The organism is Pseudoruminococcus massiliensis, assembly GCF_900291955.1.
GTDB lineage: Bacteria > Bacillota > Clostridia > Oscillospirales > Acutalibacteraceae > Pseudoruminococcus > Pseudoruminococcus massiliensis.
The window spans coordinates 300881-322634 of the sequence record NZ_OLMR01000003.1; the positions used below are offsets into that span (position 1 = coordinate 300881).

The window sequence follows — 21754 nt, forward strand, 5'->3', positions numbered from 1 at the left end:
CTCCCCTTTATTATTGTTCGTTGCTTGTAAGAACATAAATTGTATCAAGTGAAACAGCCTTTGCTGCCTCTATAATCTGTTCCTTGGTTACTGCCATAATCTTCTCGGCAGATTCTTCAGGTGTAAGTGTTTCACGATTGAAGGTCTGTGAAAGATAGAAATTTTCAATTGATGCAAGGCTATCAAGAGATGTTATATAGGCATTTTTGAGTGCAAGCTTTGCTGCATCAATTTCTTCATCTGTAATATCTCCTGCCTGCATAGATTTAAGCTGTTCGAGAATAGCTGTTTCAGTCTTTTCTATATTAGCATTTTCAACGCCACTATCTATGATAATAATTCCCTTATTAGGATTATATCTTGCGGCACAATAATAGCAAAGGCTCATCTTCTCACGAACATTCATAAAGAGCTTTGAGCTTGGTGTTCCGCCGAGTACAGCACACATAAGCTTTACTACTGCAACATCTGTATAAGGTTCTGCATATGGAGTTCTAAAACCCATTACGAGCTTAGATTGTGTAACCTCCTGACGCTCTGTAACTCTCTTAACCTCATCAGCTTTTGTAACAAGAGTTGTTGAAAGACCGATTGAACGATTCTTTCCATCAAATACCTGTTTAAAGGCATTTAGTGCATTCTGAGGTTCTGTATTACCAAGCATATAAAGCTCAATCTTAGCGGATTCTATCGCATTAGTCCAAGCCTTATAAGCCTGTTCGCTTGTAGTATCCATAAGACTTTCTTTTGTTCCAGTTCTGTTTACAGAGAATGGCTCATTTTCGCACATAATCTCTGTGCAGCGTTTTACTGCATAAAGACGCTTCTCATTAAATTCAGAATCAAGCTCCTCTATAAGCTGACGGCGTTCACCAGCAAATTCGCTACCAAGGAAAGCATTTTCTTGAATATTTGGCTCAAACAATGCAGAACAAAGGAGTTCTGTAAGTTCCTTAGAAATTTTAACGCTATCAAGAGCATATTTATCGTCAATACCTGAAACAGTAAATCGAAGCTCTTGAATTTCACCAAGCTTTCTTACTGTTGAATATAGTGCTGCACCGTAAAGTTCATCAAGCTTTTTAGCAAGTGATGTAAAATCAGGATAAGCCTTGCAAGAGCGTGTTATAAGGCTTGCCGCAAGAGCATTTGCGGAAGCTGTTTCTTTTGTTATTGGCAGAAACAATGATGCAGTTATACGGATTGTTTTGAAACGGTTATCGGGAATGAAATTAAAATATACACCATCAGCGATTTTCTCTCTAATTATTTCAGACATTATTTTCATTACGCCCTTTCTTTTTTATATTTATATGAATTAAAATAATCAACAAAGTAAACTTTTCATAAGCATAGATAAAACGCTTTAACCTGCGATATATCTTAATTATTATACCACATTTTTCATTACTTTCCAATAGCTATATAAAATTATTTAATCAACTCTAAATTTTTCACTCTCTATGAAAATTGACAAAAGCATTACCCTTGAATTACGAAATGTAGGGGCGAACTGTGTTCGCCCGTTCAGTAGTTCTTTGGAAATTACTTCCACCACATCATTCCCCTGCCCACACCGAACGAGACTTGTCGCAGGTAGTCACCTAATGCGATTTTGTGTCTTGACTGCGGCGGCACGCCGCCTCGAGCGAAACTTTTAATTGTCTTAGAGAAGGTTATTAGCTAAATAAAAACAATAATGCAGTGGTCAGAAATATAAATTTCTAAACCACTGCATTATTTTGCAGTAAATTACAATGTTTTATACATCAGATTAAATTGCTTTTATTCCTCGTTCATTAGTACGAATCCTTACTACATTATCCAAATCATAAACAAAGATTTTACCATCACCTATATGTCCTGTGCAAGCTGTTTTTTGAATAACATCTATGGTTTTTTCTGCCCATTCTTCAGTAGAAACTACAATCTCAAACTTAATCTTTGGTATCATTGTTATGCTGACATCAACACCACGAACATTCTCAGTTGAACCTTTCTGATGGCCACAACCCATAACCTGAGATACTGTAATTCCTCGAACTTCTATTGACTCTAATGCGTCCTTTACTTCCTCATACTTTTCAGGACGAACGATAGCTTCTATCTTCTTCACGAAAACTCACCCTTTCATATATTAATCAAGACCATTAAATGACGGATATGCACTTTCACCATGTTGTGTAATATCCATACCAACTCTTTCGTCCATCTCTGAAACACGGAGCTTTGTAAATAATCTTACGATACCTACACAAATAAGTGTACCCACAACAGCTACGAGAACAGTCACTAAAATGCTTTCTATCTGTGCAAAGAACAAGCCAGTTTCTCCGTAGATAAGACCATTCCACTTTGCACCAGATGAAACTCCAGGAGCAAGCTCCTTAACACCGAAAAGACCTGTTGCAATACCGCCCCAGATACCACCGATACCGTGGCAACCAAATGCGTCAAGTGCATCATCAATTTTAAATACTCTCTTTATGAGATGTACACCGAAATAGCAGATAGGGCTTACGAGCAAGCCGATAAGAATTGCTGACCACATTGGAACAAAGCCTGCACCTGGTGTAATTGCGACCAAACCTACAACAAGACCTGTTGAGCAACCAACGAGTGTTGGCTTGCCTGTCTTAACAACATCAATAAACATCCAAGAAATCAAAGCTGCTGCCGAAGAAACTGCTGATGTCATAAATGCGTGAACTGCTGTACCGTTTGCTGCAAGTGCGCTACCTGCATTAAATCCAAACCAACCGAACCAAAGCAATGCTGCACCGAGAAGTACGAATGGAATATTGTGTGGCTTATATGCACTTCTCTCATAATCTCTTCTCTTGCCAAGAATAATTGCAAGAACAAGACCTGTAATACCTGAGCTGATATGTACAACATTACCACCAGCAAAGTCTACGGAATCGAGGTAAAGACCTGTACCGAAAAGTCCTCCGTCAGTTCCTGCTCCGAGGAAACCGCCACCCCATACCATATGTGCGAGCGGATAGTAAACAACGATTGACCAAAGACAGATAAATGGAACAAGTGCCTTGAATTTCATTCTGCCCGCAATAGCACCAGTTATAAGAGCAGGTGTGATAACCGCAAACATCATTTGGAAACCTGCGAAAAGTGCATCAGGAATTTCAAGTCCTCTTGTGCTTTCTGAAATGCTTACATTATTAAAACCGAGGAAGTCGAAGCCTCCGATAACTCCACCAACATCACTTCCGAAAGAAAGCGAGTAACCAAACAAAATCCACATAACTATTGCCGTACCTGCAATAAACATAGTTGCAAACATTGTGTTAAGGACATTTTTTCTTCTTACAAGACCTCCATAGAAAAATGCGAGTGCTGGGGTCATTAGGAAAACCAGTGCGGAACATATGATTATAAAGCTGACACTTCCGCTGTTCATAAAACATCTCTCCTCAAAATAATTTTTAGAAAATAAAAAAGGCGTCGGAAATAAATCCGACGCCTTCGTCTATATTCCGTATTATAGCACTACTGGATTATTTTGTCAACACTTTTTTTAATAGTTTTTTTTAAAAACAGTATTTTATAGGAAGACTTATGGCATAATATAAGTAGAATTTTTATTTTAGGAGGAACAACAATGGAAAAACTTATTAAAAATATAGATAAATCTGAAATCATCAGACTTGCAGACAAAGTTGCATATGAATGTGGCAAAGTAGCAAGCCTTACCCTTGCACAAAGACCTGGTATTGGTATAACAGTTATGGCTTTTGACGAAAATGCGGACATAAGCACACACACTGCTTTAGGTGATGCTTTGGTCTATATTTTTGAAGGTAAGGCAAGCATTACTATAAACAATAAGGAATATATTCTTAAAGCTGGCGAATCTGTCGTTATGCCTTGTGGTGTGCCACACTCTGTAAAGGCTGTAACAAAATTCAAAATGCTTCTTGCTGTCGTAAAATAGTTTTAATAAATACACATCTAAAACAAGTTCTTTTAAACAAGAAGCTTGTTTTATTATATAAAAAATTGGTGATAACCAAAGTCATCACCAATCTAAGGAGTTTATTATGCACTAAGCCAATAACCTCTGCCCTCTACAGTAGAACCATCTGCATTATTAGTAGCCATATAGCTTGCACCATCGTAATTCATATAAAGCTTAATTCCTACACCAGCATTTACAGACTTATCTGTTATAAGTTCATAATAATCTGAACCATCATAAGAATCTATTAATCTCAAGCTTGTGTTCCAAATTCCACCTGTAAAATACATCAAACGGTCGGAGAATAGCTTTTCACCTTGGTCATTTCTTGTAACCTCAAGAGTAACAGCATATGTATCTGTGCCAGCTGGAAGTTTAATTGTAAAATTAAATCTTCCATCATCCATCTTATAACGGTTTGTGCAATCAATGATAGAATGATTTTCTACAAAGGTATAATTGTCCGAATTTGATGCTTGTAAGGTAGTTGCATTGTCTGTTGCAGCAACACTCATAGATACCACGGGAACTGCAAGGAGTGTTGCTGCTGTCATTGCAATAGCTAAGGTTTGTTTGATTGTTTTTTTCATAGAATATCCTTCTTTCTTAAATTTTATGATTGAATTATAACTCAACAATACATAAAATATCATAATATGTTGAATTTTACACAATTATAATTGAATTTAGAAACTTTTATGTAAATGCTTATTGATTTACTTATCATCTAATCCTTGTCTTACAACAAGTTTTGCAAAAAGACATTTTTCTCTAATAAGCTTATCCTATCCTCTTTCTCAAATGTAACGATTTTAGTAAGTCCGATAACGATATTATCTATATCCGCTTAGAATCCTTCAAAATCATATCCAGCCTATACAAAGTCACCTTTGGAAAGCTTTATTTCTGCATACTTCATCGAAGTAGATGACTTATAGCTTATTGGCTGATGTTTGGAAAGCATTTCAAAAAAACGAAATCAGCTTGTTGTTTAAAATTTAATTCTCTATCTTAGATAGTCTTTTTTATACTGTCTATATAATTTTAGAAGTACAAATCATAAATTTCCAAATTAAAAAACAATGCTTTCGCAATAAATACGAAAGCATTGTCCAAAAATTCATAGAAATATTTTTTATATTGCTATTAATTCTTTTCTTTTAATTCATTGATGTCAGCCTTGAAATCAGACATTATCTCTTTAGTTTTATCAATTTCATCATTCCAAACTTTGCTGCCTAAATCAGACCAAAATTTGTATACATCGGAGCCAAAGCTTGACCATTGCTTATAGACATCTGAACCAGTGTTTGACCACCACTTATATTCCTGTGTTTGTAGCTTTGATAATTCAGCGTATGGAACACTATCATATGCATCTGCTAAAATGCCATCATAGAAATCCTTATACATATCACTTAATATTCCATCATATACTCCATCATAAATGCTTTCACCGCCATCATCATATATGATTTTATATAACTTATCAAGTTCTTCGTATTTTTCATCATTAGAAGTATTTGATGATAGAATTTTATCAGCATAATCTAAGGCATACTCTCTCATTCTAATACACAAGCTTTTATGAGTTTCATTAATATTATCATAGAAAGCTTTTACCTTATCAACATTTTTAGAATATTTATCGTATGTATCAATATCTGCTTTCAGCTGTTTATAGTCTTTTTCAAGAGATTCAATCGTGTCTTTAATATCCTTTTTTACAGATTCTTTAAACTCTTTGCTTAAATCTTTAGATGTAGCATTATCTGCACTGCTTTCAGATTTTGTTTCCTTGCTTGATTCTTCAGAAACGATACTATTTGAACTACTCTCGTTTGATGTCGATTCATCTATTTTGCTTGATTCCTCAGAAACAGTACTATTTGAACCGCTCTCAGCTTCCTTTGATGCTTCACTGCTTGAGAAACTACTCTTATCTGATATAGATGATTGACTATTGGAATTTTTTCCTCCGCAAGCTGTCAATGATAATGCCAACATTGCAATAAGGATAAGTGATACTATTTTTTTCATTTTGATTCCTCCATTTGTTCTAAATTTTTATTTTGATTAATTTTTATTAATAACATAATAATAGCACCTACAAACACTATAGCTACTCCAAAGTAACAAAAATATTGTGCCATTCCACAGTCATATCTACTACTTGGAAGTACACCTCTGTCATTGAAATCCCATTTTAATAAAAGAAATGTTGCCAAAGACAAAACATTGAATATCATTATTGCTATCGGTTTTTTCAATAATGAGAAGATCGCTGACAATAAAGCAAAAATTGCAAAAGCAGAAATCATAACCACACAGGTAATACTTACAGCTTGTGCATTTTGTGCAGCAGCAGTTGAAGAATAAATCTTACCAAATTCAAATAATGAAATATTCACAGCGTCTTTGTTTGTCATTCCAATTTCTTCTGCATACATTGTATCAGGAAATTTTTCAAGTTGCTCTCTATATTTTTCCGTAGCTGATGCAAAGGGCAGAAATAATGTTGCGATTAACATTATCGAACCGATTAACGCAATTATACAAGAAATCAAGCGTTTATCCATTTTAAAACCAGCTTTCTTTACTTCAATTTTTTCTGACATAGACTTTTCCCCCTAAAATAATTTTGTAATAATAGAAATTAGTTCTTTATTTGGCACAGATATTCATAAAACAACTTGCTTTATATGATTTTTAATATGAATCATCTGCACCGTAAATTTTCCCATAATTTACACACCCCCTTATTTTTAAAAATTTTATCTATTAATACTTTAACCGCCTTTATTTTAACATATGAATATTTGAAATTGGTTTTGTGACTGCAAAAGAAAAACAGCACTTAGAAATATCCTTCTAAATGCTGTGAATTTATTTGTTTTTTATAACTCTTTAATATCAGTAATTAAGCCAATATCCTTATATTTCTCATTTGCCTTTTTTATTATTTTTATAGTTTCAGAATATTTTTCTTTATTGTCTGTAAAGTAGTATACATCTACTAAATATGTATATAGCTCCATTTTCTTTCGGATAAATGGAATAATCTCATCATTCTCCTCACATAATTTTATTCCAAAAAGCAAACATTTTTCCGCTTTCTTTTCTTGTCCAGATTCAAGTGAAATATTCGCACTTGGAATAATTATATTATCAATGAAATCCAAGTCATTTTCACAAATCGCACTTTCTATCTCATAAGCCTGCTGAATATATTTTGAAACTATTTTTTTATTAGGTTCAACATAAGTATAATACCAAGCACAAGTCAGATAGTAGCCACAACCAAGCTCAGTATATTCATAGGCTTCTTTTTTTATTATATCATCTACTTTATTAAGCAACCAATCAATTCTGAATTTCATTTTCGGATTACTTCTTATCAGTATATTTGCCTTACATCTTAAATACTCAGCAAGAAGCTTTTTTCCATCTTGATGATAAGATTTTTTCATATATCTGATTGCCTTATCAAGATTTTTCATCAGCAAAGACAATACTTTTGCATCCTCTTTATTTCTTGTATCATACCACCCCTCAAGCTTATAATCATAATAACCCACTAAAAGATAGTAATATTGCCCTTTTATGTGGTCATCAGAAAATGCATTTATAACATCTTCTGCACTAATAATACATTCATATGCTTTATCTAAATCACGCTGTTCCTCATAAATTTCAGAAATAAACTCATATAATTTGATTACTGCATTGCCATTCAAATCGCCACGATTTTTTATCAGTTCTATGGCATTATTGAGTATATAGCTTTCCCTATAACGAGGCATTGCAGATAATACTTCAAAAAATAATTCCCTATATGGATTTTGACTTGCAAGTTCTTTATCTTTCTTACAACATTCCAAAAATTCTTCACACAAATGTAAAGCCTTTCTTTTGTCTTCCTTTAACACCTTTTTTAGCTCTATCATAATATGAGTTGAAGCTTTTCTGAATGTGTCAGTAATTTTCCAACCTTTAACAGCCTCCGCAATAACTGGGTGCATTACAATTTTATAATTATTTATGGAAATCCAGCCGTCTGTTGTCAATTCATTTATTATATCTTTTGTTCTAAGCCCATATACAGAAGCAAATAATTTTACCTCTATTCCCTCTATACCAAAAAATGATATTCCCTTTAGAACAGATTTTTTATATTCTGTTATTTGCGATGAAATAAATAGCGTATCTATAATATTCTTTATCGTATCGGTATAAGCTATAAAATCTCTTGTATATGGTACTTTTTCAGGTGCAATTTCTGAAAAACCATTTTTCTCCATCAATTTTTCAGCTTCTGATATAGAAAGAAAGCTATTTGCAATCTGTTTGGCAATCAATTCAAGCACTAAGGTATGCCCTTGAACCTTTTCTATAATACAGTCTATCATAGGATATTCATAAGGCTCAATAGTTCGTCTTAGGTAACTCTCAAACATAGAATACATATCACTTTTTTTCTGTATTGCTTCTATATTAAGGCAAAAGTATTCGCCTTTAAGTATGTCCTTACGGGTAATGATGATAATTTTCCAGCCAAGCTTTAATAATTCTTCTACACCACTGAAATTATCTCCAATAAAATTATCAATAATTAAGATAACCTTTTGATTATGTGTTAATTTACGGGCAATAGCCAACTTTCTGATAAAATATTCATCTGGTTCTTCCTGAGGGCTTTGCATTACTGCATTGATAACAAACTGCCTATCATCAGCAATTGTTTCCTTTAAGGAATGATAAAATTTTAAAGAAATCACAATATCAAATTTCTGAGCATTATTCGCTAGATAACTTTGTATCAAGGAGCTTTTTCCAATGCCTCCCATTCCTGTAACAAAAAGCAGGCTTTGTCCTGTATTTTCAATCCACTCATTAAGTTTTTGAAGTTCTTTCTCTCTGCCTATAATCGCTTTTGTATAAGATGCATAATAATTGAGAATATATGGAATTGCCGTATCAGCCAGCTTTTCTATTTCTTCAAGCTTTCTGATTACTTGCTGCATATCTTGGTATCTATCCAAATAAAAATTAGCTAATGTATGATGAAAAAAATCCGTCAATTCATAATACATCTTATCCTGAAATGTTTTTGCAGCATATTTTGATTGTTCATAGCTATATTCAGCATATATCCCACAATCTAAAGCTGTCGGGATAGTTCCGAATACAAGATAAAATAAAATTGCACCTACTGCATATATATCTGTATGCTTTCCAACCTTCCTTAGCTTTCCAGTTTGTAATTCTAAAGCCGAAAAACCTTTAGTGTGAGATATTTTATATTCACAATCTTCTGCCCCACTTTTAAATGCAGTTATCGGCACAAGAGAATCAAAGTCAAATAATTGTACAACTTCTTTTGTTCCAGTCAACAAAAAGATATTGTCTGGTTTTAGGTCTAAATATAGATAACCTTTACGATGAACTTTCATAATCACCTTAGCTGTACTTTTCACAACTGCAATACAATCTTTAAGCGATATGAACTTACTATGCGAAAGAGTTTCTCCCTCCTGATAGTTAGTAACAACATAAATGGTGTTATTAAGCTCATAAATATCCACTGTATTTGATGTAAAATTCGTCAAACCACTTGTGCTAAACAGCTCATTTCCCAAATCAAACGCACGACACATTTCAGCCTTGCGTTTTTCAAAACTATCCTTATCACTTTCATTAGGGAATAGAAAATTATTTTCACATCTTTCAATATCAAGAGCAAAAGGATAACATTCCTTTATTCTAACAGATTCTTTTACTCCTGAATTATTTACATAAGAGGCATCATATACAATACAAGCCGCCCCTCTTGCAAGCTCTTTTTGAATAGTATATACACAAACTCCATTTGAAGAATTATAAAATCTAAGTTCTGTTTTATCTTTTAATGCAACTCTTGTATCCATAGTTTCACATCTCCATTGATATTTCTACTTAGATTTTACAATGCTTTTTTCGTCAAATGGTTTTTTGAGTGCAAGCCACACTATCAGAAGAAGCCCTCAACTCATCTTCTTTTATTATATAAAGCTCTCTCATAAAATAGCGAAATGTTTCCATTGGATATTCATCTTGCATAGCAAAGAGAAAAATCCAATCATAAGGATTTCCAGCATATAAGGTAGGATAACCTGCATCTATAAGGTATCTGTTTATTTCTGCATAGCATCTTTCATTGTCATCATCAGCACAATAAACTTTAACATTATTTTTTAATAAGCGTTTTGTCCAATATTCATAAAAGACCAACAAAATAATGGTTTTGCGTACTAGCTCATTAGATTTATGTTCTCCTCTTAGTATAGCCTCCAAGCCTTGCCTGTCTGGAAATGAATCTTCTGCCAAAGGGTGCAATAAATCATTGTTTTTCAAAATGGGTTTTAAAGTTCTATCAGTATCAAGAACAAACAAAGGAGAATTATCATAATCAAAATCATACAATCCCAGTATTTGAAGATAAATATCCCATACAGAACGCTTTTTTGATTCTGTCTTATCACCATTATTTATAAGATTAGGAAATAATAAAGCCTTTTCCCTTTCTGCTAAACCCTTAGATTTTTTAATTTCATTCCATATTTTCATTATGTATTTATAAGCTGTCGCATTATTATATCCGAACTGTTCCAGATTATTATTAAAAAATTGTATCAGTTCTTCCTTAGATTTAAACCTATTTATCTCTTTAATAATCGACTCAGTAAATAGCACCTCATCATTAAAATCGACTTTTCCCTTTATATCACTTGGTGCCTTTTCAAGCAAATCTATTGTTTCAGCATAGCTCAATTCATTACTAATCGCATAATAGTAAATTGCTTCCTCAATATAATGGCAATCAAAGCCTCTCTGTAAGCATACTGTTCTGAAAAATTCCTCGCTTTCCTTTAAATCAAGTTTAAAAGCAAAACAAAATTGAAAAGCAATTTTTCTTTTTTCAATTCTCTTTTTCTCTGTAAACCATTTCTTTATATTTCTTGGCAAGGGTAAAATATCCGCTTTCTGAAATTTATCCTTAATAAACTCAACCTTTTCATCAATATTCAATATATCTCCGATAAATCCCTTATTAATTATAAAAGTATCCAAAGTTTCATCAAAATCACGAAAAGATTTAGCGACAGAAAGTAGTTCTTCTGTATAGTTATCATCTTCTGGTGAAATTTCATACTTTATATTTTCAAGTTGTTCAGTATACTTTTCCATTTTCCTTACTCCTATTATTTAAATTTACTTATATATTAAGTTTGTACCTTTATCGTTCAGAATATAGAATTTATAAATTATAATAATATTATACATATAAATAATAATATTGTCGATATTTTCTGAATAAAAAAACAATAAAGTAATCAACAAAAATGGACAAGTCCGTAAAATTAGGAAAACAGAACCCTTCTGATTTAGAATATACATCAGGAGGAATTTTTTAATGTCAAAAAGTTATTAACATATAAGTGTTTATGAAAACAAAACTGACTCATATTTGAAAAGAAAAAGTTTTGTATAATATTATACAGTTTTAACAAAAAATAATTAAATAGTTTACAATTATTTCCTTATATGCTATAATAGCTATATCAAATTTACATATGTCTTGTTGAAATTTGTGAATTAAATAAAATTTGATATATACCTTTCAAAACAAATAATATAAGCAAAGATTAGAGGAAATTATATGGAATATGCAGCACATTTTACAGAAGATGGAAGATTACAAACTGTTAAAGAGCATCTCATAAGTGTAGCCGAAAAAGGTAAAAGGGACTCTGAGCTTATAAATATGCCAAGCCTTTATTATCTTGCAGCAATTTTACACGATATGGGTAAAAACACTGCTCGCAGTGATGAATATCAAAGGACAGTTGGTTCAGGTGGTGAGTGGAACAAAGGTAAGGTTGTACATTCAAATTGTGGCGGAAGATATATATACGAAAAATTTATAAAGAACAATGATTCTGATAAAACAAATAACTATACTGTTGAAATTATTTCTTCGGTTATTATGTCACATCATGGTTTGTTTGATTTTGATTATCCTAAATCAGGCAAAGAAAATGGCTTTGTTACAAAAATAAATAATACAAATTACGATTACAATGAATGTAAAAAGCTTACACTCGATGAGGTTATAAGCGAAAAGGAAATTGAAGAGCTTTATCTCAACGCTAAAAATGAAGTTAATGAATTTCTGAATTTTTGCAGTAAAGATGAAGATAAAAGAAAAGATGGCGAATCTTTAGAAAGGATTAAGTTATTTAATTGTTCTTTGCTGATAAGAGTGTTACTTTCAATATTGGTTGATTCTGACCATTCTGATACTGCGGAATTTGTTAATCGGATAGAACGACCTAAGTTATATGGAGATGCAGAACTATGGGAGAAATGTTGCAATTATTTTGAAGAAAAGATTAAGCTATTTAATAAAGATACTGAACTCAATAAGATAAGAGCAGAAATATCTGATAAGGCATTAGCTTATTCAGAAAATTCTGAAAATATCGTAAGAATGACTGTTCCAACAGGTGGTGGAAAGACTATAAGCTCACTAAGATATGCTATTCATCATGCTAAAAAATTTAATAAGAACAGGATTTTTTATGTTGCTCCTTTTAATTCAATACTTGAACAGAATTATAATGAAATAAAATCTTTTTTGCCTGATGATGTTTCTGTTTTACCACATTTCGGAGATATGCTTGATTGTAATTATAATGAAAGTTTAGCTACTGAACAAAATATTAAATATATGAGTGAAAATTGGAATTCTTATGTTATAGCTACATCAATGGTACAGTTTTTAAATTCTCTTTTTGATGGAAAAATAAGTTCAATAAGAAGAATGAGAGGTCTTATAAATTCGGTAATTATTATAGACGAGGTGCAGTCTATTCCATATGAATTTATCAGATTATTTAATATGGCAATGAAATTTCTTGCTTATATATGTAATTGTACAATTGTTTTATGTACAGCAACACAACCACCTTTTGAACATATGGATTATTGTTTAAGGCTTGATGAAAGCTGTGAAATGATAAACGATTTTGAAGATTACAGCGAAAAAATGAGGCGTACAAGAATTATAGATAAAACAATTCCAGGAGGATATACTGCTGATAATGTCGCTGATTTTTTACATTCTCTTTCAGAAGATTGTCGAACTATTCTTTGCGTAGTTAATACAAAAAAAGCGGCTTTTGAGGTGTTTAAAAGTGCAAAGCATTTATTTGAAGATGAGAAAATAGTGCTTGTGCATCTTTCAACTAATATGTGTCCTGAACATAGAGCTAATGTTATCAAAAATATGAAAGATGAAATGAAAAATGGCAAGCGTGTTCTTTGTGTAAGTACTCAGCTTATTGAGGCGGGCGTTGATATTTCTTTTGAAACAGTTGTCCGCTCTCTTGCTGGTACAGATAGTATTGTACAGGCGGCAGGCAGATGTAACAGAAATGCTGAAAGAGATATTGGCTATGTTTACATATTGAATATAAGCAATGAATATGAAAATGTTTCAAGCTTGAAAAGCATTCAAAAGGGTAAAAGTGCTACTATTGGTTTGCTTAAACGCATAAAGAAAAAACCAGATGAATATGAGGATTTGCTTGATTTAAAAGCAATAAAAAAGTTTTATATTGATTATTATAAAAATTTTGACAAAAAAGATTTATATGTTGAAGATTTTACATGCTCAATATTTGAAATGCTTTCCACTAATGAAAAAGGCTCATACCATACTAAAACACTTCTTAGGGCGGCTATGAAAACCGCTGGAGAATGCTTTGAAGTTATAACTGATATAAATGAAAGCGTCCTTGTACCCTATAAAGACGGCAAGGAGCTTATATCCGAGCTTTTATCAGAGGGATATAAGGATTATGACGCAATTATAAAAAAGGCTCAGCGATATTTGATAGGATTGCCGAAAAATAAGCTTAAAGACACTTATATAAGTGTCGATAAGAAAACTGGTATTCGTTTTCTTGCAGATGGATATTATGATGAAATATATGGTTTCTCGGAAAATCCTAATTTGGATTTTTGCTATTTCTAAATAAAAAGCCAAAAGCCCTATCTTTCGATAGAGCCTTTGGCAAACTACAATAATAAAGTCAAAGTAATAATTTCAATCCACATAACTAAGATATTAGCTATGACAAAAATATTATAGCCTAAAATAAATTATTTTACAAATTCTATTGACAAGTATAAAAAATCGATATATAATAAATTCAAATTAATAGAAAGGAGTTTGTGAGGTGAAATATAAAAATGAATTTTGTTATAAGGTCTATGGAGATTATGCACTTTTTTCCGACCCTATAACAAGAGTTGGTGGAGAAAAGATGAGTTACCCTATACCTACATATTCAGCTCTTATAGGTATTACAAAAGCTATCTATTTTAAACCGACTTTGCTTTATGTGATTGATTCTGTAAAAGTGCTTAAACCAATAAGAACGGTATCTAAGGGAGTCAGACCAATTAAATACAACGGCGGAAATGACCTCTCAATCTATACCTATCTTACTGATGTTGCTTATGCAGTAAAAGGGCATTTTATTTGGAACGAAAATCGTCCCGAATTTGCAAATGACAGAAATGAGGACAAGCATTATCAAATACTTAAACGAATGATAAAGCTTGGCGGCAGACGCTCTCCTCAGCTTGGTGTTAGCGAGTGTCCAGCATATGTTGAGCCTTGTAATTTTGATGAGGAAAAAAGTTGCTATGATGATGGCAATAACTCGGAAATCTCATTTGGCTTAATGTATCACAGCATAATATATTGTGATGAGGCTATTAACGAAGAAGATAAAGGTAAGATGACTGTTTGTTTCCATACGCCAGTTATGAAAAATGGACAGATTGATTTTATTCGACCTGAGCAATGCACAATTAAGCGTCATATAAGAGATGCTAAACAGAAAGTTTTTGATGCAGAAAAATGTGAGAGTGTTGATACACTTCATACGGAATTATTTAGGGAGGTAGATAAAAATGAGTTGGATAACTGAAACTGCCGCCTTATACGATGAAATCAAGGAAAAGGTTAATAATAGCGATGAATGGGAACCTATTCTTCCGCTTTATCATTCTACAAGTAATGCACAGATACAGGTTACTATTTTTAGCGACGGAACATTTTCACACGCAGAAGTAGTTGATGCTGATGATGCAAAAACTATAATACCTGTTACGGAAGATTCGAGTTCGAGAAGTTCTGGGATTGCACCACATCCACTTTGTGATAAGCTGATTTATATTTCAGGTGATTACAGCACGTATGTTGCAAAAGCTAAAAGTAATGCTGATGAATATTTTGTGACATATATCAAGGCTTTAAAGGCTTGGGCAGAGTCGGAGTATTCGGATATTTGTATTACAGCTATATACGATTATCTTAGCAAAAGAATACTCATAAACGACCTTATAGGCGATGGGATACTGAGATTAAAAGATGCTGTTCTTGATGAAGAATATAAAATAACAAAGTCAGTAAAGCAAATAGATTCATTTGTACGCTTTGTTGTCAATGATTTGGATTCAGGGGAAAATATAAAGGTTTGGAAAAGTAAGGTACTTTTTGATAAATACATAGCTTATTATGAATCTTTAGGCAAGAAAAGAGATTGCCAGCTTTGTTATGCAAGCGGAAAAATCGTTCCTGTAACATATAAGCATATGGCTAGAATTCGAAATTCAGGTGATAGTGCCAAACTTATCTCTTCAAACGATGAATCGAATTTTACTTATAGAGGCAGATTTGCAAATAGAGAAGAAGCTTTTGCAGTAGGTGAAATTGTAAGTCAGAAAGCTCATCTTGCTTTAAAGTGGCTTATAAAAACTGGTGGCATAAGTGTTGGTGATGAAAAATATGTTGCGTGGGAAAGCTGTCTGAATGAAATACCAAATGTGTTTGGTAGAATAGTGCTTGATGCAAGCGAAAATTCTGGCTCTTTTGTAAAGGATAAGGACGATAAGGTTTATGCAAAGACGGCAGAGCAGTATAAGAATATAATAGAAATTGCAATTAAGGGATATAAAAAAAATCTGGATTTAAATTCTTCAAAGGTTATTCTTATGGCATTAGATTCTGCTACACCTGGCAGGCTTTCAATTATTATGTATCAGGAACTTACTTCTACTGATTTTTATAAAAATATTCAAGATTGGTATAGCAAAGTATACTGGCATAGTTGCTATAAGACAGATGATGGTGAAGTTATACATTGTGTGCAGACACCTACCCCTATCGAGATTGCAAGATGTGCTTATGGTAATGAGCGAGATGGAGAGCTTATTATTGATTATAAATCTGGTATTTTCAAGACGGTAATTAAGCAAATCTATCCTTGCATTACTCTTGGTGTGAGATTTCCAGAAAACATACTGAAAAGAATTTTCACAAGAGCCTCAAATCCTCAGCTTTATAGTGAACAAAACAACTGGAAAAGGGTTCTTGATGTCTGTTGTGCATTATATAGAAAATATTATGAAGATAAAGGAGTTGAACTTACTATGGAACTTAATAGAAGTTACAATAATAGAAGCTATCTTTATGGTAGACTTATGGCTGTTGCTGAGAAACTTGAAACTGATACATATGATGATAACGAGGCAAGAATGACTAATGCGGCAAGATTTATGAACTCGGTTATTGCATCTCCATATAAGTCTTGGGGAAATGTTAGTAAAAGACTTATCCCATATATAAACAAAATACAAAGTAAAAACCCAGGTCTTTGTGTTTATTATCAGAAAGAGCTTAGAGAAATATATAATATGTTTAAAGCTGGAGAATATGAAATGAAAAAGCCTCTGGAGCCTTTATTCTTTATGGGCTACTATGGCGAACAACAATATCTTTATACATCAAGAAAAAACAAAAATGATGATAACAAGGAGGATTTATAATTATGTCAGTACTTAATAACAAGGTGGATTTTGTAGCTTTTATTTCCGTTAATCATGCAAACCCTAATGGCGACCCAATCAATGGTAATCGTCCGAGAGATACAATGGAAGGTTTTGGAGAGATTTCTGATGTCTGCATTAAGCGTAAAATCAGAAACAGACTTCAGGATATGGGTGAATGTGTATTTGTACAATCAGATGAGCGCAGCGACGATGGTTGTAAGAGCCTTAAAGAACGAGCAGATAGCTATGAGGAATTGAAAAAGCTTTCAAAAGGTAAGGAAACAGGCAAAGATGCTTTTGCAAAATTGGCTTGCGAAAAATGGATTGATGTAAGAACATTCGGACAGGTTTTTGCTTTTAAAGGCGATACGGTTTCGGTAGGCGTAAGAGGCCCTGTGACTATTCAACCTGCATTTAGTCTTGAACCAGTCGAAATTGAAGATATACAGATTACTAAGAGTGTTAATAGTGAAAGTAAGTCAGGTAAAGCATCTGATACAATGGGTATGAAGCATAGAGTCAGGTTTGGTATATATGTATTGAAAGGAAGCATCAACTGCCAGCTTGCAGAAAAAACTGGCTTTACAGAAGAAGACGCTGAGAAGATTAAAAACGCAGTAGCAACACTTTTTGAGAATGATTGTTCATCAGCTCGCCCTGAAGGAACTATGAACATTGAAAAGCTTTTCTGGTTTAAGCATAACTGCAAGTCGGGACAATATTCATCAGCAAAGGTACATAACAGCGTTATCGCAAAGGCTTTGTGTGAAGAGCCTACATCAGCTAAGGATTATGAATTTATATATGATGGAAGTCTTGAAGGTTTAACTCCGGAAGTGATTGAATGACTTATGATGATGACAACATACTAAGTATATCTGGAATACAACATTTTGTGTTTTGCCGCAGACAATGGGCTTTAATTCATATTGAACAGCAATGGGCAGAAAATTTACTTACTGTTAGCGGCGAAATTATGCACAATAAGGCTCATGACAATACTTTCTCGGAAACAAGAAACGGTGTAATAGTATCAAGAGGAATGCAAGTTGCTTCATATGAACTTGGCATATTCGGCGAATGTGATGTTGTTGAATTTATTCCGTCTGAAGGCGGTGCCTTGCTTTATGATAAGCCTGGAAAATATACTATCATTCCCGTTGAATACAAGCATGGTGAACCAAAGGTATCAGATGCAGATATATTACAGGTTGCCGCACAAGCTTTGTGCCTTGAAAATATGTTTTGTACAAGCATAAACGAGGTGCATATATTCTATGGTAAAACAAAACGCAGACAGAGAATAGAGCTTACTGATGATATAAGAATTCGCTTAAAGAGTGTAGTTGAAGAAATGCATGAACTTTATAGACGAAAATATACACCTAAAGTTAAGCAAAATAAAAATTGCAGAGCGTGTTCACTAAAGGATTTATGCTTGCCAAAGATAACAAAAATAAAAACTGTAAAAAGATATATTTCTGATATGACAAACGAGGATTGAATTATGAAAAAGCTTCTTAATACACTCTATATCAGTTCTCCGGATACATATTTATCACTCGATGGAGAAAATGTTGTTCTATCAAAAGAAAGACAGGAAATAACGAGAGTTCCATTACATAACATAGAATCAATTGTTACTTTGGGATATAGTGGAATGAGTCCTGCTTTGCTTGGAAAATGTGCTGATAATAGTATAGGTGTTTCATTTCTGAGCAGAAGTGGAAGATTCCTTGCAAATGTGGTAGGTTCATATTGCGGTAATGTGATTCTTAGGAAAACCCAATATAAACTTTCTGATGATGAAAATGCTTGTACTGAAATAGCTAGAAATATGATAGCTGGAAAACTGTATAATTCTCGTTGGGTTATTGAAAGAGCAACTCGTGATTATCCTAATTCGCTTGATATTAATAAATTAAAGAGTGTTTCTGCAAAACTTAAAGATTCAATAGCAAATCTTAATGACTGCAAAAATACCGAACAGCTTAGAGGTATTGAAGGCGAAGCTGCAACGAGATATTTTTCTGTATTTAATGATTTGATTTTACAACAAAAGGAGGACTTTGTTTTTAATGGAAGAAACAGAAGACCTCCAACAGACAGAGTTAATGCTTTGTTATCATTTTCGTATACACTGCTTACAAATATGACTGCTTCAGCTCTTTATTGTGTGGGACTTGACCCATATGTTGGCTTTATGCACAAAGACCGTCCTGGAAGAGTATCGCTTGCACTTGATATGATAGAAGAACTCAGAGCGGTTTTTGCAGACCGTTTTGTGCTTACTGTAATAAATAAAAAAATCGTGAATAAGAATGATTTCTTTATCAAAGAAAATGGAGCGGTCTTGCTTAATGATGATGGTAAAAAGAAAATTATTAAGTCATGGCAGAATAAAAAATCACTTGAAATAAAACACCCATTTTTAGAAGAGAAAGTTGAATGGGGTATGGTTCCTTATGTTCAGTCATTACTTCTTGCAAGATGTCTTAGAGGTGATCTTGATGGTTATCCGCCCTTTATGTGGAAGTAGGTGTAATTTATATGCTTGTGCTTATTACCTATGATGTAAATACTGAAACTACTGACGGCAAAAAACGCTTGCGTAAGGTTGCTAAAGAATGTGTTAACTATGGAAAAAGAGTTCAAAACTCGGTTTTCGAGTGTGTTATGGATGCAGCAACAAGCAGGCTAGTCAAAGAAAAACTAATAAATATAATAGATGAGAAATTTGATAGCATAAGATTCTATTACCTTGGAAATAACTATAAAACTAAAGTGGAACATTATGGTATAGATAATACATTCGATGTGGAGGGAGTGTTGCTATTTTAGTGCGAATAGTAAGCTTACATAAATTTACAAGGATATTCGCACCATAAAAATATAATTTTGCAAATCTAATATTAAATCTGCTTTTATATACCTAACTATAATTTTGTGAAAAAGTGCAGATATATAGTTGATTTAAGAGTAAATATTATGTTGGATTTTGCTGTCGCTCTCCTCACGGAGAGCGTGGATTGAAATGCCAAGCGTGATTTGTACGGTACCACCGTCACAATGTCGCTCTCCTCACGGAGAGCGTGGATTGAAATCAGTAACACAAAAAGCGGAGGCAATAGCTGTTGTGTCGCTCTCCTCACGGAGAGCGTGGATTGAAATTGACGAACATCATAAGCGAAGCTATAAGCCCCAGGTCGCTCTCCTCACGGAGAGCGTGGATTGAAATCTGTGGATTTTATTTTATCTACTTTAGTTGCTTGGGTCGCTCTCCTCACGGAGAGCGTGGATTGAAATATAAGTTGCCGAATCAAAATAAATATTTCTTGCAACGTCGCTCTCCTCACGGAGAGCGTGGATTGAAATCAAGTCTCCGCATCAAACATCATTTTAAAACCATAACGTCGCTCTCCTCACGGAGAGCGTGGATTGAAATATCATCACACTTAGACACAAACGAAAAATAGTCAGTCGCTCTCCTCACGGAGAGCGTGGATTGAAATCAAAATCACGAGCATTAAACATAATGCTTGCTTCGTCGCTCTCCTCACGGAGAGCGTGGATTGAAATTGCTGTTACTGTTGGTAAAGACGGCACCCTCGGCTGTCGCTCTCCTCACGGAGAGCGTGGATTGAAATCTATTAATTCCGAAAGGAGGTTAAATTATGATTAAGGTCGCTCTCCTCACGGAGAGCGTGGATTGAAATTGTGTATCATATTGGTATCCAATAAGACAATGTAGTCGCTCTCCTCACGGAGAGCGTGGATTGAAATCTATAATTCGTTATGGTACTTCATTTATCTTTAGTCGCTCTCCTCACGGAGAGCGTGGATTGAAATATAAACTTACGAACAAATTTAATGCCAACAGACACGTCGCTCTCCTCACGGAGAGCGTGGATTGAAATAAATGCACGACAGCCTTTACCTGACATTTGCACACGTCGCTCTCCTCACGGAGAGCGTGGATTGAAATTGATGAGATTATCAGAAATAAAGCGTTAAAAGCAGAGTCGCTCTCCTCACGGAGAGCGTGGATTGAAATGCGTATCGTCACTGATACACGAGAAGTCATTTAAAGCGTCGCTCTCCTCACGGAGAGCGTGGATTGAAATCGCTCACGAAGCGGAAGCAGGTAAACAAAGTAGTGTCGCTCTCCTCACGGAGAGCGTGGATTGAAATATGATGGGTCGCCACCATGCTCGCCACAGATACCGTCGCTCTCCTCACGGAGAGCGTGGATTGAAATGCACTTTGCAAGATTGGTATGCTGGTAAACATAGTGTCGCTCTCCTCACGGAGAGCGTGGATTGAAATTCGTTATTAGCCGTTATAATTGCAATTGGATATACAGTCGCTCTCCTCACGGAGAGCGTGGATTGAAATCTATATAATGCAAATTTCAATCCTTACAGGATAATGTCGCTCTCCTCACGGAGAGCGTGGATTGAAATTTGAGCTTCTGAGGAATATTATCACTCTGCTTAAACGTCGCTCTCCTCACGGAGAGCGTGGATTGAAATGTGCCAAGCACCGTCTTGATGTTGTTCAGGAACTGTGTCGCTCTCCTCACGGAGAGCGTGGATTGAAATCTTTCTGACTTGTATATATAAAATCCGCTTTGGATGTCGCTCTCCTCACGGAGAGCGTGGATTGAAATTTATATAATCAAGTTAATGCCCTTTTGCACCTCGGTCGCTCTCCTCACGGAGAGCGTGGATTGAAATGGGTAAAAACAAAAAAGGACGGTGCTAAAAATGAGTCGCTCTCCTCACGGAGAGCGTGGATTGAAATTTGCATACTTTAACCTTAGAAAAACTC

Annotated in this window: 16 protein-coding genes and 1 CRISPR repeat array (1 of these 17 only partly in view); of the genes, 8 read left to right on the forward strand and 8 right to left on the reverse strand. The window is 34.1% G+C overall.

The window, feature by feature from the left end:
- Positions 1–10 precede the first annotated feature (10 nt).
- The 3 genes from yfmF to C9914_RS06730 form a co-directional block, all read right to left on the reverse strand.
- Positions 11–1279, reverse strand: coding sequence for an EF-P 5-aminopentanol modification-associated protein YfmF (yfmF, locus tag C9914_RS06720; RefSeq protein ID WP_158707351.1), 1269 nt, complete (start codon positions 1277–1279; stop codon positions 11–13).
- Between the two features lie 495 nt (positions 1280–1774).
- Positions 1775–2116 carry a P-II family nitrogen regulator gene (locus tag C9914_RS06725; protein WP_022264204.1) on the reverse strand — a complete coding sequence of 114 codons (342 nt, stop codon included), beginning with the start codon at positions 2114–2116 and terminating at the stop codon, positions 1775–1777.
- Positions 2117–2137: 21 nt separating this feature from the next.
- Positions 2138–3421 carry an ammonium transporter gene (locus C9914_RS06730; RefSeq protein WP_106764276.1) on the reverse strand — a complete coding sequence of 428 codons (1284 nt, stop codon included), beginning with the start codon at positions 3419–3421 and terminating at the stop codon, positions 2138–2140.
- 201 nt (positions 3422–3622) lie between these two features.
- Between C9914_RS06730 and C9914_RS06735 the strand changes: the two genes are divergently transcribed.
- On the forward strand, positions 3623–3955 hold the full coding sequence (locus tag C9914_RS06735; RefSeq protein WP_106764278.1) for a cupin domain-containing protein: 333 nt from the start codon (positions 3623–3625) through the stop codon (positions 3953–3955).
- A gap of 104 nt (positions 3956–4059) precedes the next feature.
- On the opposite strand, the gene C9914_RS06740 is transcribed toward C9914_RS06735, so the two are convergent.
- From C9914_RS06740 to C9914_RS06760, 5 genes are all read right to left on the reverse strand, one after another.
- Positions 4060–4569 (reverse strand): hypothetical protein, encoded by a 510-nt coding sequence (locus C9914_RS06740; protein WP_106764280.1) that lies wholly within the window; start codon positions 4567–4569, stop codon positions 4060–4062.
- Between the two features lie 556 nt (positions 4570–5125).
- Positions 5126–6019: an LptM family lipoprotein gene (locus C9914_RS06745; RefSeq protein WP_106764282.1), complete on the reverse strand. Its 894-nt coding sequence runs from the start codon at positions 6017–6019 to the stop codon at positions 5126–5128.
- On the reverse strand, positions 6016–6597 hold the full coding sequence (locus C9914_RS06750; protein WP_106764284.1) for a hypothetical protein: 582 nt from the start codon (positions 6595–6597) through the stop codon (positions 6016–6018). Before C9914_RS06750 ends, C9914_RS06745 begins: the two co-directional genes overlap by 4 nt.
- A gap of 279 nt (positions 6598–6876) precedes the next feature.
- Positions 6877–9906: a protein kinase domain-containing protein gene (locus C9914_RS06755; protein ID WP_106764285.1), complete on the reverse strand. Its 3030-nt coding sequence runs from the start codon at positions 9904–9906 to the stop codon at positions 6877–6879.
- 52 nt (positions 9907–9958) lie between these two features.
- A complete protein-coding gene (locus C9914_RS06760; protein ID WP_106764287.1) occupies positions 9959–11206 on the reverse strand; it encodes a hypothetical protein in 1248 nt (415 codons plus the stop codon).
- Between the two features lie 472 nt (positions 11207–11678).
- Between C9914_RS06760 and C9914_RS06765 the strand changes: the two genes are divergently transcribed.
- The 7 genes from C9914_RS06765 to cas2 all read left to right on the forward strand — a co-directional run bounded on the left by C9914_RS06765 (position 11679) and on the right by cas2 (position 19765).
- Positions 11679–14057 carry a CRISPR-associated helicase/endonuclease Cas3 gene (locus tag C9914_RS06765; protein ID WP_106764288.1) on the forward strand — a complete coding sequence of 793 codons (2379 nt, stop codon included), beginning with the start codon at positions 11679–11681 and terminating at the stop codon, positions 14055–14057.
- A gap of 205 nt (positions 14058–14262) precedes the next feature.
- Positions 14263–15021: a type I-C CRISPR-associated protein Cas5c gene (cas5c, locus tag C9914_RS06770; RefSeq protein ID WP_106764290.1), complete on the forward strand. Its 759-nt coding sequence runs from the start codon at positions 14263–14265 to the stop codon at positions 15019–15021.
- Positions 15005–16921, forward strand: coding sequence for a type I-C CRISPR-associated protein Cas8c/Csd1 (gene cas8c, locus C9914_RS06775; protein ID WP_106764291.1), 1917 nt, complete (start codon positions 15005–15007; stop codon positions 16919–16921). The genes cas5c and cas8c overlap by 17 nt, the downstream gene beginning before the upstream one ends.
- 2 nt (positions 16922–16923) lie before the next feature.
- Positions 16924–17772, forward strand: a complete 849-nt coding sequence (cas7c, locus tag C9914_RS06780; RefSeq protein WP_106764293.1) for a type I-C CRISPR-associated protein Cas7/Csd2 — start codon at positions 16924–16926, stop codon at positions 17770–17772.
- Positions 17769–18428, forward strand: coding sequence for a CRISPR-associated protein Cas4 (cas4, locus tag C9914_RS06785; protein ID WP_106764294.1), 660 nt, complete (start codon positions 17769–17771; stop codon positions 18426–18428). Before cas7c ends, cas4 begins: the two co-directional genes overlap by 4 nt.
- Before the next feature lie 3 nt (positions 18429–18431).
- Positions 18432–19463, forward strand: coding sequence for a type I-C CRISPR-associated endonuclease Cas1c (gene cas1c, locus C9914_RS06790; protein ID WP_106764296.1), 1032 nt, complete (start codon positions 18432–18434; stop codon positions 19461–19463).
- An 11-nt stretch (positions 19464–19474) separates the two neighbouring features.
- A complete protein-coding gene (cas2, locus tag C9914_RS06795; protein ID WP_106764298.1) occupies positions 19475–19765 on the forward strand; it encodes a CRISPR-associated endonuclease Cas2 in 291 nt (96 codons plus the stop codon).
- 162 nt (positions 19766–19927) lie between these two features.
- A CRISPR array of direct repeats spans positions 19928–21754; the repeat unit is 33 nt; unit sequence GTCGCTCTCCTCACGGAGAGCGTGGATTGAAAT (it continues 6977 nt past the right edge of the window).

What these genes read in the sequence shown, in the direction of transcription:
- yfmF (WP_158707351.1), bottom strand. Translation starts at nt 1,279, where the DNA reads ATGTCTGAAATAATTAGAGAGAAAATCGCTGATGGTGTATATTTTAAT.
- C9914_RS06730 (WP_106764276.1), bottom strand. Translation starts at nt 3,421, where the DNA reads ATGAACAGCGGAAGTGTCAGCTTTATAATCATATGTTCCGCACTGGTT.
- C9914_RS06735 (WP_106764278.1), top strand. Translation starts at nt 3,623, where the DNA reads ATGGAAAAACTTATTAAAAATATAGATAAATCTGAAATCATCAGACTT.
- C9914_RS06740 (WP_106764280.1), bottom strand. Translation starts at nt 4,569, where the DNA reads ATGAAAAAAACAATCAAACAAACCTTAGCTATTGCAATGACAGCAGCA.
- C9914_RS06745 (WP_106764282.1), bottom strand. Translation starts at nt 6,019, where the DNA reads ATGAAAAAAATAGTATCACTTATCCTTATTGCAATGTTGGCATTATCA.
- C9914_RS06750 (WP_106764284.1), bottom strand. Translation starts at nt 6,597, where the DNA reads ATGTCAGAAAAAATTGAAGTAAAGAAAGCTGGTTTTAAAATGGATAAA.
- C9914_RS06755 (WP_106764285.1), bottom strand. Translation starts at nt 9,906, where the DNA reads ATGGATACAAGAGTTGCATTAAAAGATAAAACAGAACTTAGATTTTAT.
- C9914_RS06760 (WP_106764287.1), bottom strand. Translation starts at nt 11,206, where the DNA reads ATGGAAAAGTATACTGAACAACTTGAAAATATAAAGTATGAAATTTCA.
- C9914_RS06765 (WP_106764288.1), top strand. Translation starts at nt 11,679, where the DNA reads ATGGAATATGCAGCACATTTTACAGAAGATGGAAGATTACAAACTGTT.
- cas8c (WP_106764291.1), top strand. Translation starts at nt 15,005, where the DNA reads ATGAGTTGGATAACTGAAACTGCCGCCTTATACGATGAAATCAAGGAA.
- cas7c (WP_106764293.1), top strand. Translation starts at nt 16,924, where the DNA reads ATGTCAGTACTTAATAACAAGGTGGATTTTGTAGCTTTTATTTCCGTT.
- cas4 (WP_106764294.1), top strand. Translation starts at nt 17,769, where the DNA reads ATGACTTATGATGATGACAACATACTAAGTATATCTGGAATACAACAT.
- cas1c (WP_106764296.1), top strand. Translation starts at nt 18,432, where the DNA reads ATGAAAAAGCTTCTTAATACACTCTATATCAGTTCTCCGGATACATAT.
- cas2 (WP_106764298.1), top strand. Translation starts at nt 19,475, where the DNA reads ATGCTTGTGCTTATTACCTATGATGTAAATACTGAAACTACTGACGGC.